The organism is Polaromonas sp. P4_F6 (assembly GCF_056401275.1).
The window spans coordinates 132,533-145,118 of the sequence record NZ_JBFUJQ010000010.1; the positions used below are offsets into that span (position 1 = coordinate 132,533).

General features: G+C 67.6%; 11 protein-coding genes. 8 read left to right on the plus strand and 3 right to left on the minus strand.

The window, feature by feature from the left end; genetic code table 11:
* Positions 1-10: 10 nt before the first annotated feature.
* The 3 genes from AC1DUN_RS20545 to AC1DUN_RS20555 form a co-directional block, all read right to left on the minus strand.
* Positions 11-913, minus strand: a complete 903-nt coding sequence (locus tag AC1DUN_RS20545) for a DMT family transporter (RefSeq protein WP_477715589.1) — start codon at positions 911-913, stop codon at positions 11-13.
* A gap of 3 nt (positions 914-916) precedes the next feature.
* Positions 917-1,567 (minus strand): LysE family translocator, encoded by a 651-nt coding sequence (locus AC1DUN_RS20550; protein ID WP_477715590.1) that lies wholly within the window; start codon positions 1,565-1,567, stop codon positions 917-919.
* Positions 1,568-1,744: 177 nt separating this feature from the next.
* Positions 1,745-2,527: an SDR family oxidoreductase gene (locus AC1DUN_RS20555; protein WP_413329555.1), complete on the minus strand. Its 783-nt coding sequence runs from the start codon at positions 2,525-2,527 to the stop codon at positions 1,745-1,747.
* A 126-nt stretch (positions 2,528-2,653) separates the two neighbouring features.
* Between AC1DUN_RS20555 and AC1DUN_RS20560 the strand changes: the two genes are divergently transcribed.
* The 8 genes from AC1DUN_RS20560 (at position 2,654) to AC1DUN_RS20595 (ending at position 12,581) form a co-directional block, all read left to right on the plus strand.
* Entirely contained in the window at positions 2,654-4,339 is a 1,686-nt protein-coding gene (locus AC1DUN_RS20560; protein WP_477715591.1) for an electron transfer flavoprotein-ubiquinone oxidoreductase, read from the plus strand.
* Positions 4,340-4,786: 447 nt separating this feature from the next.
* Positions 4,787-5,899 (plus strand): UDP-glucose 4-epimerase GalE, encoded by a 1,113-nt coding sequence (gene galE / locus AC1DUN_RS20565; RefSeq protein WP_477715592.1) that lies wholly within the window; start codon positions 4,787-4,789, stop codon positions 5,897-5,899.
* A 158-nt stretch (positions 5,900-6,057) separates the two neighbouring features.
* Positions 6,058-6,390, plus strand: a complete 333-nt coding sequence (locus tag AC1DUN_RS20570; RefSeq protein ID WP_477715593.1) for a hypothetical protein — start codon at positions 6,058-6,060, stop codon at positions 6,388-6,390.
* A 2-nt stretch (positions 6,391-6,392) separates the two neighbouring features.
* On the plus strand, positions 6,393-7,919 hold the full coding sequence (locus tag AC1DUN_RS20575) for a lipopolysaccharide biosynthesis protein (RefSeq protein ID WP_477715594.1): 1,527 nt from the start codon (positions 6,393-6,395) through the stop codon (positions 7,917-7,919).
* Between the two features lie 18 nt (positions 7,920-7,937).
* On the plus strand, positions 7,938-9,431 hold the full coding sequence (locus AC1DUN_RS20580; protein ID WP_477715595.1) for an O-antigen ligase family protein: 1,494 nt from the start codon (positions 7,938-7,940) through the stop codon (positions 9,429-9,431).
* A 4-nt stretch (positions 9,432-9,435) separates the two neighbouring features.
* Positions 9,436-10,407, plus strand: a complete 972-nt coding sequence (locus AC1DUN_RS20585) for a glycosyltransferase family 2 protein (protein ID WP_477715596.1) — start codon at positions 9,436-9,438, stop codon at positions 10,405-10,407.
* A 3-nt stretch (positions 10,408-10,410) separates the two neighbouring features.
* Positions 10,411-11,499: a glycosyltransferase family 2 protein gene (locus AC1DUN_RS20590; RefSeq protein ID WP_477715597.1), complete on the plus strand. Its 1,089-nt coding sequence runs from the start codon at positions 10,411-10,413 to the stop codon at positions 11,497-11,499.
* Positions 11,496-12,581 carry an acyltransferase family protein gene (locus AC1DUN_RS20595; protein WP_477715598.1) on the plus strand — a complete coding sequence of 362 codons (1,086 nt, stop codon included), beginning with the start codon at positions 11,496-11,498 and terminating at the stop codon, positions 12,579-12,581. The genes AC1DUN_RS20590 and AC1DUN_RS20595 overlap by 4 nt, the downstream gene beginning before the upstream one ends.
* The last annotated feature ends 5 nt before the right edge of the window (positions 12,582-12,586 follow it).

Consider the following 12,586-nt stretch of genomic DNA (forward strand, 5'->3'; position numbering starts at 1 on the left):
AACACCGCACCTAACGGTGCGCCCTGATGGAGGCAAGAATGCCCAGCGTGAACAGCACGCAGGCGGTGAGCTGCACCAGGGTGGGCCAGCGGCCGTCCCAGGCAAAGGAATACAGCAGCGCAAAAATCGTTTCACTGACGATGAGCTGCCCGCACAGGCTGGCGCTGAGCCGCTGGCTGGCCATGTTCCACAAAATCGTGGCCAGCCAGGTCGAACCCACGCCGGCCACCACGCACAGCAGCACAAAGGTTCCGCGGTCCGCGCGCGCAGCCAGCAGGCTAGCGTCGGATCCGGCGCCCCCCCACATCAGCAGCGCGCCCAGGCCGGTGGCCACACCCAGCCAGTTGGCCCAGTCGGTGGCGTTGACTTCCGGATGCCGCTTGAGCCAGGCGGAGTTGAGGATCGCAAAAACCGTCCAGCACACCAGCGAGCCCGCCACAAACAGCATGCCGCGCCAGAAATGGGTGGCCGCGCCTTGGCCTGCCTCGTGCGTGGAACCCATCATGAGCACCAGCCCGGCCAGCGTGAGCACCAGCCCCGGCAGCAGCGCGGCCCAGCGCAGGCCTTGCGGTTTGCCCAGCAGCATGACCCAGATCGGGATGGTGCCTATGACCAGCGAAGGCACTTCGGTGCCCGCATCGCGTATGGCCAGCACCAGCAACAGGTAGTAACCGCTAAAACCCAGGATGCTCATGAGCAGCGCGGCCCCGGCCTGGCGCAGCGTGGGCAGGCGGCGGCTGCGCAGCCCTGCCAGCATCACCAGCACGGCGACCACACCGTACACGGCAAAGCGCCCGGCCGTGAGGTCTATCGAAGAATAGCCGCCCGCGCCCATTTCGAGCATGCGCGGCGCCACAAACACCAGGCCCCACAGCGCGCCCGCCGCGAGCCCGGCCAGAATGCCGGCCAGCATCAATCAGGCGGTGTGCGCGGTCGCGACCAGGCGCAGGCCGAGCAAGCCCATGGCGCCGGCGGCGGTGCGGTCCACCACGGCCTTGCTGCGCAGGTAGGCGGCGCGCGGCACCGACGAAGACAGCACCAGCGCCACCACGGCATACCAGCCGGTCTCCATCACCAGCACACCGGCCAGCACCAGCATGGCGGCGGGCAAGGGGAAGTGCGCGGGCAGCAGGGCCGCGAACACGCTGCTGTAGACCACCACGATCTTGGGGTTGCTCAGCTGTGTCACCAGCCCCTGGCGAAACGACTGCAGCACCGTGCGCCGCGCCGCGCCCTTGTCCTGGCCGGCCATCTCCAGCGGCTGGCGCGCGCTGCGCCAGATCTGGATGGCAATCCACATCAGGTACAAGCCGCCCACGACCTTGAGCGCCGTGTAGACGCCGGGCAAGGCGGCCAGCAAGGCCTGCAGCCCGGCCAGCGCCAGCGCGGCAAACACCAGCGCGCCCAGGCCCATGCCCAGCGCCGCGGCCAGGCCGTCGGCGCGCGAGCGCGACACCGCGATGCGCGCGACCTGCACAAAACTCGGGCCGGGGCTGACCACGCCCGCGAGCAAGGCCAGGAAGATCAGGCCTATGGGGCCGAGGTAAGGCACTACGGAATCCATCATGTTGTTCTCCAGGATTTGATTGATGTTGTGAATATCAGGTTGCGTGTGTGTCGTAAACCGGCTGAGAGTCGCTCACAAAACCCAGCGAAGCGGTCCTGGCTAGGCGCGTCGCCGCAGACAGTGCACCAGCACGGCAAGGCGACTGCAACAACGCCAGGAGGGTTTTGTGGGCGACTCTCAGACGCCGAAGCCGTCATCCGCCGCGATCACCGCGCCGTTGACGAAATGGCTTTCCCCGCTGGCCAGCATCACCAGCAGCGCGTCCAGGTCCTGCGGCTTGCCGATGCGCTTGCGCGGCAGCATCTGCACCAGCTTCTTGCCCTGTTCGGTCTCCCAGTGGTGGTGGTTGATCTCGGTGTCAATATAGCCGGGGCAGATCGCGTTGACGTTGATGCCGAACTTGCCCCACTCCAGCGCCATGGCTTTGGTCATCTGCACCACGGCGGCCTTGCTCATGCAGTACACGCCGATCTGCGGCAGCACACGCAGCCCGGCCATGGAGGCGATGTTGATGATGCGACCGCCGGCATAGTTGCCGGGCCCGGCGCCGCGCGAGCGCGCCAGCATGCGCTTGCCGACTTCCTGCGCCACGAAGAAGGCGCCCTTCACATTGGTGTTGAAGATGAAGTCGTAGTCTTCCTCATCCACATCCTGGATGCGCTGCGTATTGCTCACGCCCGAGTTGTTGACCAGGATGTCTATGGGGCCGACCTCGGTCTCGGCATGGGCCACGCCGGCCTTGATGCTGGCATGGTCGGTCACGTCGAGTTCGACCACATGCGCATCGCCGCCGGCCGCCTCGATCTGCGCGCGCAGGTCCTTGAGCTTGTCCAGCCTGCGACTGGCCAGCACCACGGCCGCGCCGGCGCGGCTCAAGGTCGTGGCGAACTGGGCGCCCAACCCACCCGAGGCGCCGGTCACGAGGGCGACACGCCCTGTCAGGTCAATGCTGTAAGCCATTAGAGGCTCCTCTCTCAATTTAAAGCACACAAAAGAGAACGACCGTTCGCATCGCTGCATTCGCGACATAAAATCCAACGCGAGACCGACAATCCTTCCTGAAAAATCATTATCAGCGAGTCCCCGATGAATACCCAAGAAATTCTGGCCCAGTTCGGCCCCCGTGAGGCGATGGAATACGACGTGGTCGTGGTGGGCGGCGGCCCCGGCGGCCTCGCCACCGCCATTCGCCTGAAGCAACTCGCGGCCGAAAAAGGCAAGGACATTTCCGTCGTGGTGCTCGAAAAAGGCTCGGAGCCCGGCGCCCACATCCTCTCGGGCGCGGTGATGGACCCGAAAGCGCTGACCGAGCTGCTGCCCGACTGGAAAGCCCAGGGCGCGCCGCTGAACCAGCCCGTCACCGCCGACGAGGTGCTGTTCCTCAGCGAAAAAAGCGCGGTCAAGACACCGGCCTTCTTTGTGCCGGACTGCTTTCACAACGAAGGCAACTACGTCATCAGCCTGGGCAATGTGGTGCGCTGGCTGGCGCAGCAGGCCGAGGGCCTGGGCGTTGAAATCTTCCCGGGCTTCGCGGCCGCTGAAGTTCTCTACAACGACGACGGCTCGGTCAAGGGCGTGGCCACCGGCAACCTGGGCATCGGCAAGGACGGCCAGCCCACCGACAACTTCCAGCTCGGCATGGAGCTGCATGGCAAGTACACCGTGTTCGCCGAAGGCGCGCGCGGCCACCTGGGCCGCCAGCTGATCAGCCGCTTCAAACTCGACGAAGGCCGCGATCCGCAGGGCTACGCACTCGGCGTGAAAGAACTCTGGGAAATCGACCCGGCCAAACACAAGCCGGGCCTCGTGATCCACACCGCCGGCTGGCCCATGGACAGCCAGACCTACGGCGGCGGCTTTATGTACCACCTGGAAGACAACAAGGTCACGCTGGGCATGGTCACCGGCCTGGACTACAGCAACCCTTACCTGAGCCCCTTTGAAGAGATGCAGCGCTGGAAGACGCACCCCAGCATCAAGCAATACCTCGAAGGCGGCAAGCGCATCAGCTACGGCGCGCGCGCCATCACCGCGGGCGGCGCTTTGAGCCTGCCCAAGACCGTGTTCCCGGGCGGCGCGCTGATAGGCTGCGACGCCGGCTACCTCAATGCGGCACGCATCAAGGGCAGCCACGCGGCCATCAAGAGCGGCATGCTCGCCGCCGAAGCCGCCTATGAAGCCGTCACCGCCGGCCGCCAGCACGACGAGCTGGCCGCCTACCCCGAGGCCTATGCCAAGAGCTGGCTCGCGCAGGAACTGAACCAGTCGCGCAACTTCAAGTCCTGGTTCAAGAAGGGCCTTTACGTCGGCGCCTTCATGACCGGCATAGAGCACTGGCTGCTGCCCAAGCTGGGCTTCAAGTCGCCGCCCTGGACCGTGCACAACAGCATCCCCGACTACGCCAAGCTCAAGCCGGCGGCCGAGTGCACGCCCATCGTGTACCCCAAGCCCGACAACAAGATCACCTTCGACCGCCTGAGCTCGGTGTTTGTCTCCAACACCAACCACGAAGAGCACCAGCCCGCGCACCTGACGCTCAAAGACGCCAGTGTGCCGGTCAACATCAACCTGGCCAAGTATGCCGGCCCCGAAAGCCGCTACTGCCCGGCCGGCGTCTATGAGTTCGTGAAGAACCCCGACAACAGCGACCGCCTGCAGATCAACGCGCAGAACTGCGTGCACTGCAAGACCTGCGACATCAAGGACCCGACACAGAACATCGTCTGGGTCACACCCGAAGGCGGCGGCGGGCCCAACTACGCGGGCATGTAAGCGCCGCACACCCTCTCACAAAAAGCCCGGATGCTTCCGGGCTTTTTTTATGGCCGCGCCGCATCGCGCACGCGGCCTTTGTCATTCAGTCGCAAGCGCGCCACATATACACGGCGCAAGCCTTGGCAAGCTTTGTGACTTTCTGTCCGGCCCGCTACGCCGGCAGCTACCGTGCATGCCTGGTGCACACCCCGCTGGCAGGCGTTTTTCGCGTTTCACTCACAAGTGCTTACCGAACGATTCGACACGCTTTGAGGCCTGTCTCACACCCTCCGACGCGGGCACGCGGCTTACGCTGACACGCTTTCTCCCCTTGCCGCAAAGACACTGGAACTGTTCTTGAGTTCGGGACGTGGCCGCGCCAATCCACCGGCCGCCACGCCGCCGTGTTCCAGTTTTTTTTGCCGCATCCGCCCGCTGCCCGGCAGCTTCTTAGCCCATTGATCCATGACAGAAAACACCCCCAGCGTGCTGCTGACCGGCGGCGCCGGTTATATCGGAAGCCACACTTTTGTGGCCCTGGTGGAGGCCGGCTACCAACCGGTCATCCTTGACGATTTCTCGAACAGCCACCCCGCGGTGCTGCACCGGCTGGCGCAGCTGACGGGCCGGCGTGTGCCTTGTGAAAAAGGCAATGTGCTGGACACCTCTTTTGTGGCGGAGGTGCTGCGGCGCCACCACTGCGTTGCCGCCGTGCACTTCGCCGGCGTCAAGGCCGTCGGTGAAAGCGTGCAGCAGCCCCTCATGTACTACCGCAACAACGTGAGCGGCCTCGTGAGCCTGCTCGAGGCCATGGCCGGCACCGCCGCCTGCCGGTCCGTGGTGTTTTCTTCCAGCGCCACGGTCTACGGCAACCCGGCCAGCGTGCCGATTGACGAAGGTTTTCCCTGCGCGCCCGAAAGCCCGTATGCCCAGAGCAAGCTGATGTGTGAAAACATTCTGGCCTCGCTGCGCGCGTCGGATCCCTCATGGCGCACCGGCGTGCTGCGCTACTTCAACCCGGTGGGCGCGCACCCCAGCGGCCTGATAGGCGAAGACCCCAGCGGCATTCCCAACAACCTGATGCCTTTTGTGACCCAGGTGGCCGTGGGCAAACGCGCGCGGCTGCAGGTCTTCGGCAGCGACTACCCGACCCCCGACGGCACCGGCGTGCGCGACTACCTGCATGTGTCCGACCTGGCCGACGGCCATGTGGCCGCCGTGCATGCCCTGCTGGCCAAAAGCGAAAGCTTCACCGTCAACCTGGGCACCGGCCAGGGCACCAGCGTGCTGGGTGTGGTGCGCGCTTTCGAGCGCGCCAGCGGCAGGCCCATCCCGTTTGAATTCGCGCCGCGGCGCGCGGGCGACGTGGCGCAGTATTTCGCCGACGTGTCGCTGGCCCGCGGCGTGCTGGGCTGGTCCGCCACGCGCGGCATCGAAGAGATGTGCCGCGACTCCTGGCACTGGCAACAGCGCAACCCCGACGGCTACCGGACCCAGACGTCCGACACCGCCATGCACATGCCGGCACCCGTGCGCAATAGTCCGAACGGCTCCCTTCGACCGGTGGTCAGCGCCTGATTCGTCTTGACACAAAACCCGCACCGAATGAGGACAAGACACATCTGCTTTCACCAGCACAAACCAGGCCATGGGCCGTTCGGACTATTGCCGATTGCTGCACTGCACAACACACTCATCCTCTGCCAATTTTCTGCTTTTGACAGAGAGGAAATTCAATGTTCAAAGCTCTGATGACCGCCGTTCTGGCCGCCTGGATGGCCTCTGCATCGGCCTACTCCGATTCTTCCGACCAGCCACCGCAACAAACTCTGGCCGGCAAGGCCGGCGCCGCGAAAAACACGCCCATGAAACTACAGGCCGACGCCGACACGGTCAAGGTGCGCGCGGTCTACAGTCCCGACATACGCCCGAATCCGCCGCAGGCTTTCGCGGCCGACGATGAGGCCGGCGTGGGCGAATCCGGCTGGCGCTCCTACGGCATGCTGCTGGCGACGCTGGTGTTGATGGCCGTGATCGCCGTGCGGCGCTACAAGGCGGGAAGGCCCTGAGCATGAGTGGACTCGGCCGGCCCGGCGTCGCGGCGGTCAAATGGAGCGCGGCTTCAACGGTTGCCCGCTTCGCGCTGCAACTGATGGCCCAGGTCGTCCTGGCGCGCACGCTGGGCCCGGAGATCTTCGGTATCTTCGCCATCGGCATGGTGGTGCTGACCTTCGCCACCTTTGTGTCCGGCTTTGGTTTCAGCTGGAGCCTGCTGCAGCGCGAAACCCTCAGCGACGAGGACGTGCGCTTTGCCTGGACCTGGCAGCTCATTGTGGGCCTGGCCGCCACGCTGGCCGTCTACCTGCTGGCGCCCCTGCTGGCCGTCTATTTCCGCGAGCCGCGCGCGCAGGCCGTCATTGAATGGCTGTCGCTGGCCTGCCTGCTGGGCGCAGCCGCGCAGCCGGCCACCTATTTGCTGCAGCGCGACCTCAACTTCCGCGCGGTGGGCCTGGTGCAGGTGGGCAGCTATGCAGCCGGTTATATCGCGGTCGGCCTGCCGATGGCGCTGATGGGGCGCGGCGAAGCCTCGCTGGTGGCGGCCTGGCTGGTCCAGGTGGCCGTGCAGCTGGCGGCCAGCTACGCGCTCAAACCCCACCCGGTGCGCCCGCTGCTCTGGTATGCCGATGCGCGCGCGGCCGTCGGCACCGGGCACACGGTCTTCTTCACCAACATCGTCAACTGGGTACTCAACAACCTGGACCGCGTGCTGATAGGGCGCCTGCTCAACGCGCAGGCCCTGGGCCTGTACAACGTGGCCTACAACCTGGCCACCATGCCCAACACCTTGCTGCTGGGCGCGCTGCAGCCGGCTTTCCTGGCGGCGGGCGCGCGCCTGCAAAACGACAAACCCCGCCTGGGCCGCGCCTACCTGCAGATGCTGGCCACCATCGTGGTGCTGGGCCTGCCGGCCTTTGTGGCACTGGCTTTTGTCTCGCGCGACATCGTGCGCGTGCTTTACGGGCCGGCCTGGAGCGACGCGGCCTGGGTGCTGGGCACGCTGTTCCTGTGCATGCCGGCCTATGTCATCTGGGGTTTGTCGACGCCGGTGCTCTGGAACACCGGGCGCAAGCACTATGAGTGCCTGCTGCAGCTGCCGCTGCTGGCCATCGGCGCGCTGGGCTTTTACCTGCTGGCCGGCCAGGGCATCCATGTCGCCGCGGCCGTGGCCGGCGGGCTGCTGGTGCTGCGCGCGGCCCTTGTCGCCACGGCAGCCTTTCGCGCGCTGGACCTGCGCGCCACGGCCCTGCTGCCGGACGCCTTGCGCGGCCTGCTGCTGAGCGCGCTCTGCGCCGCGGGCGCGCTGGGCGCGCAACATGCGGTGGCGCGGTTTGACATCGCGCTGCTGTCACTGGCGGCCGGCGCGCTGGCAGCCGGCCTGCTGCCTGGGCTCTTGCTGCTGCTGCGGCCGCAACTGCTGGGACCGGATGCCTCCGACATGGTGATCCGCTTCGTGCCCGGTCTCGCGAATTTCCTGCGCCGCCCCGCGGCCGCGCCGGCCTCCGCCCTGCCCGTGGCGCTGGGCGAACAGCGCCCCTGACGAAGGAACACCCCCCACATGGACCAACCCGTCGTCATTGCAGTCCTCGTCGCCGGCGCCATCCTGGCGGCGCTCACGGCGGCGCTGGGCATGGCGGGCGCGGTCCATGTGACCTCGCGCCGCGCGCAGGGGTATATGCACCTCATCTTCTACGCCATCCTGCTGATGGTGGCCCTGGCCAACCTGCTCTCGGGCCGCGACCTTTCCAGCAGCAACATGAAGTTCGACGAAGTCGTCGTGGTGGTGCGCCACCCGCTGGTCTCGCTGATGCAGCCCCTGGCCTCGCTGCTGCTGCTCACGCTGGCCGGCGAACGCCTGATCACGCACTGGATACGCCGCGACAAATCCGCGCAGGCACCTGCCGCGCTGCCGGTGGCCTTCCTCATCTTCTGGCTCTGCACCGTGGCCGCGCCGGCCCTGCTGGGCGCGCACCCACAGCTGTCGCACGACTACGTGTACCCGCTGGTCATAGGCTTCGCCGCGGTGCTGGCCACCGCCACCGAGCGCGACCTGGCCTTCGGCGCGGCGCGCAATGCCCTGCTGCTCTTTATCACCGCCGGCCTGCTGCTGATCCCCTTCAAGCCCAGCCTGGTGCTGGACGCTTCCTACACCCAGGGCCTGCTGCCCGGCGTGCCGCGCCTGGCGGGCCTGGCGCCGCACGCCGTGTCGCTGGGCATGCTGGCGCAACTGGGCCTCTTGTGCCTGCTCGCGCGCCCCCTTCAGCGCGCCTGGCTCAACCGCGCGGCCTGGACCATGGGCCTGGGTGTGCTCTTCCTCGCGCAGTCCAAGACGGCGTGGATTTCGTTTGTGCTGTGCACGGCCTGCATCCTGGCCGTGCGCCAGGGGCCGCGCTTCATGCGCCGCGTGGGGGACCCGGTGCGGCCCGAGTTCGGCATCGTCGCGCTGCTGGCCTTTATGGCCGCCGTCGTGGGCCTGGCCGCCCTGCTGATGTTCGGTGAGGTCGACGCACGCCTGAGCAGCTTCTTCGACAGTGCCCAGGGCGCGCAGCTGGCCTCCATGACGGGGCGCGACCAGATCTGGGCCATCGCCTATGACGAATGGCAGCGCAACCCGGTGTTCGGTTATGGGCCGACCCTGTGGGACGCGAGCTTTCGCGAAGCCATAGGCATGCCCAACGCAACCCACGCGCACAACCAGTTCATGGACACGCTGTCGCGCTCGGGAAGCGTGGGCGCGGCGGCGCTGCTGCTCTATGCGCTGGTGCTGCTGGTGCTGTCGCTGCGTTATGCCCGCGCCAGCGGCGGCCTCACGCTGGCCTTGTTCGTGGCGCTGGCGCTGCGCGCCATCAGCGAAGTGCCGCTGCTGCTTTTCGGCTACGGCCCCGAACTCATCGCCCACGTGCTCTTGCTGATGGCCCTGGCCGCCGCCGGGCGCGAAGCCCGTGAACGCAAACGCAGCCTGGCCAAGGCGCCGCCGCCGCTGCCCCGCGCCGCGCCGGCCTTTACCCGAGACCCCAAAAATCCCCTGGCCGCCGCGCGGCTCCATCCCTGACACCATGAAATTTTCCATCGTCATTCCGCTTTACAACAAGGCGCCCTATATCAGCGACACCCTCGCGTCGGTGCTGGCGCAGACCTTCACCGACTTTGAAGTCATCGTGGTCGACGACGGCTCCACCGATGGCGGCGCCGAGCTCGTGAGCTTTATCACCGACCCGCGCGTGCGCCTGGTGCGCCAGGCCAATGCCGGCGTCTCGGCGGCGCGCAACCACGGCATCGCGCTGGCGCGCGGCGAATGGGTGGCCTTTCTCGATGCCGACGACTGGCACCACCCGGACTACCTCGAGACACTGGCATGGGCGCAGGCCCGTTGCCCCGGCGCCGACACCGTGGCCACCGACTACCTGCCGGTGCCCGACACCCTGGACATGTGGCCGCCGCGCTGGCCCGAGATGCCGCGCGCGCCGGCCATCGAGCGGATCACCGACCTGCCGCGGCGCTGGATGGCCTCGCCCACGCTGTGCACCAGCGCCGTCTCGGTGCGGCGCGCGCGGCTGCTGCGCATGCAGCCCTGCTTTCCGCCCGGCGAGTCGCATGGCGAGGACCTGGACCTGTGGTTCCGCCTGGCCGAGCAAGCGCCGGTCGCGCTGGTCCACGCGCCGCTGATGGCCTACCGGCTGGCCGTCCAAGGCAGCCTCAGCAGCGGCCATGCGCCGCTGGCCATGCCGCCCTTTTTGCTGCGCATGGAGCAGCGCGCGCTGGCCGGCGCCATGCCGCCCGCGCGGCGCGGCTCCGCGCTGTGGCTGGTGGCCCAGTACCAGCTCACGCTGGCGCGCCAGGCCCTGGCCGCCGGCAGCCGCCGCGAGGGCTGGGCCTGGCTGCTGAAGGCGCGCCGCGCGGCCGGCGGCAAACGCTGGTGGCTGACGGCCGCCATGGCGCTGTTCATGCCGGGCACGCTGGTCAGGAACTGGCAGCGCTGGCGTGTGCGCCGCACTGTGCACGCGGCCAGCCCGGTGGAGGCGGGATAAACCATGAACCCGATACCGTTTGGCAAAACACCCGAAGCGCCGCGGCCGGCACCATCGCCCCCACCCGCTGCGCGCCCCTGCCGCGTCTCCGTGATCATCAAGGCGCTCAATGAGGAGCGACGCATAGAAGCGACCGTGGAAAGCGCGCTGCGCGCGGTTGCGGGTGTGGGCGGCGAGGTGATCCTCGCGGACTCCTACTCCAGCGACCGCACCGTGGAGCTGGCCAGCGCCTACCCGATACGCATCGTGCAGCTGGCCAACCCCGAAGAGCGCTGCTGCGGCGCGGGGCCGCAGCTGGGCTACCAGCATTCGCGCGGCGAGTTTGTCTACATCCTGGACGGCGACATGCAGATGCGCGAAGGCTTTCTCGAGCAGGCCCTGGCCTTCCTGGATGCGCATGCCGACGTGGCCGGCGTGGGCGGCCGCGTGGTGGAGCAAAACACCGAAAGCCTCGAGTACATGGCGCGCGGCGAGCGCGCGTCGCCGCACCTGCAGCCCGGCCCGGTGGACAGGCTGGACGGCGGCGGGCTGTACCGGCGCGGCGCCATCGAGGCGGCCGGCTATTTTTCCGACCGCAACCTGCACAGCTACGAAGAATTCGACCTGGCGATACGGCTGCGCGCGCTGGGCTGGCGGCTGTGGCGCTTGCCGGTCGACGCGGCCAACCATTGGGGCCACGACGCGCCGCCCTACCGCCTGCTGGTGCGGCGCTGGCGCACACGCTACATCTGCGGCCTGGGCGAGCTGGTGCGCGCCGCGGCCGGCCAGCCGCGCCTGCCGCTGGCGCTGCGCGGCCTGCGCGAGCTGCGCCTCTACCTCGCGGTGCTGGGCTGGTGGGCGGTGCTGGCCAGCACTGCGCTGTGGCCGCTGCCGGCCAGCGTGCGCCTGGCAGTGTTCTGCGCCATCGCCAGCGCGCCCGTGCTGCTGATGACCTGGCGCAAACGTTCGGCCACCAAGGCGATATATGCGGTGGTGTCCTGGTGCTTTAACGCCGCCGGCCTGCTGCGCGGCCTGCTGCGGCCCCAGCGCCCCGCGCGCGAGGCCATCGCCAGCCGCGTGCTCAAGGAACCGGCGCAGGAGGCCATCCCTTGAAGGGCACGACACGGCAATTCACCGGCGTGCAGGTGCTGCGCTTTGCCGCGGCCATGCTGGTGGTGGTGATGCACATCACCCAGGCGATTTCCATGCACATCAGCGGCACCGGGCCGCGCCACTACTGGGAGGCCGGCTCCGCCGGGGTGGACATCTTTTTTGTGATCAGCGGCTTTGTCATGGCCATGTCGACCGCCTCGCTGCCGTCGCACGGGCCCGCGCACCCTTCGCAGTTGAGCGCCGCCTGGGTCTTCATGCGGCGCCGCCTCATCCGGATCGCGCCGCTTTACTGGTTTTACACCCTGCTCAAGGTGGCCCTGCTGCTGGCCATGCCGGCGCTGGCCGCGCGCTCCTCGGTGGAGCCCGGCCACCTCGCGGCCTCGCTGCTGTTCATCCCCACCATGAGCCCCTGGGGCCTGGTGCAGCCCACGCTGCCGGTCGGCTGGACCCTGAACTTTGAGATGCTGTTTTATGCGGTGTTTGCCGCGGCCATTGCCCTGGGCGCGCCGCGCATACGCTTTTGCCTGGCGGCCTTTGCGCTGGTGTTCGCGGCGGGTTACCTGCTGCCCGACTCGGTGGCGCTGAACTTTTATGCGCAGACGATTGTGTTCGAGTTCATCCTCGGCGTCTGCATCGCCCATGCCTATCTGCATTTCCGGCGCCCGGGGCCGATAGCCGGCCTGGTGGTGATGGCGGCGGGCGCGCTGTACATGTTCGCGCCCGACTGGGGCCACTCGGCCGACCGCTTCGCCACCTGGGGCTGCGGCGCCGCACTCATCGTGCTGGGCGCCGTCTGGCTGGAACCCTGGACCCTGCGCGTGCCGCTGGCTTCGCGCCTGTCCTTCCTGGGTGATGCCTCGTATTCGATTTACCTGTCGCACACCTTTGTGGTGCCGGCCGGCGTGCAGGCGCTCAAGCGCCTGGGCGTGCAGGACAGCCTGGCCATCGCGCTGGCCGTGGGCCTGGCCGTGGTGGTGGCGGGCTGCCTCTCTTACGTCTGGCTGGAGCGGCCCATGACCGCCTTCTTCAAGCGCGCCCTGTTCGGCGCGCCCAAGCTCTCTTACCCAACTCCCGGAAAGTAACCCTC

Bases quoted from the DNA above. Each gene is read 5' to 3' on its own strand.
- AC1DUN_RS20550 (WP_477715590.1), bottom strand. From the start codon at position 1,567: ATGATGGATTCCGTAGTGCCTTACCTCGGCCCCATAGGCCTGATCTTC.
- AC1DUN_RS20575 (WP_477715594.1), top strand. From the start codon at position 6,393: ATGAGTGGACTCGGCCGGCCCGGCGTCGCGGCGGTCAAATGGAGCGCG.
- AC1DUN_RS20585 (WP_477715596.1), top strand. From the start codon at position 9,436: ATGAAATTTTCCATCGTCATTCCGCTTTACAACAAGGCGCCCTATATC.
- AC1DUN_RS20580 (WP_477715595.1), top strand. From the start codon at position 7,938: ATGGACCAACCCGTCGTCATTGCAGTCCTCGTCGCCGGCGCCATCCTG.
- AC1DUN_RS20570 (WP_477715593.1), top strand. From the start codon at position 6,058: ATGTTCAAAGCTCTGATGACCGCCGTTCTGGCCGCCTGGATGGCCTCT.
- AC1DUN_RS20545 (WP_477715589.1), bottom strand. From the start codon at position 913: ATGCTGGCCGGCATTCTGGCCGGGCTCGCGGCGGGCGCGCTGTGGGGC.
- galE (WP_477715592.1), top strand. From the start codon at position 4,787: ATGACAGAAAACACCCCCAGCGTGCTGCTGACCGGCGGCGCCGGTTAT.
- AC1DUN_RS20590 (WP_477715597.1), top strand. From the start codon at position 10,411: ATGAACCCGATACCGTTTGGCAAAACACCCGAAGCGCCGCGGCCGGCA.
- AC1DUN_RS20560 (WP_477715591.1), top strand. From the start codon at position 2,654: ATGAATACCCAAGAAATTCTGGCCCAGTTCGGCCCCCGTGAGGCGATG.
- AC1DUN_RS20555 (WP_413329555.1), bottom strand. From the start codon at position 2,527: ATGGCTTACAGCATTGACCTGACAGGGCGTGTCGCCCTCGTGACCGGC.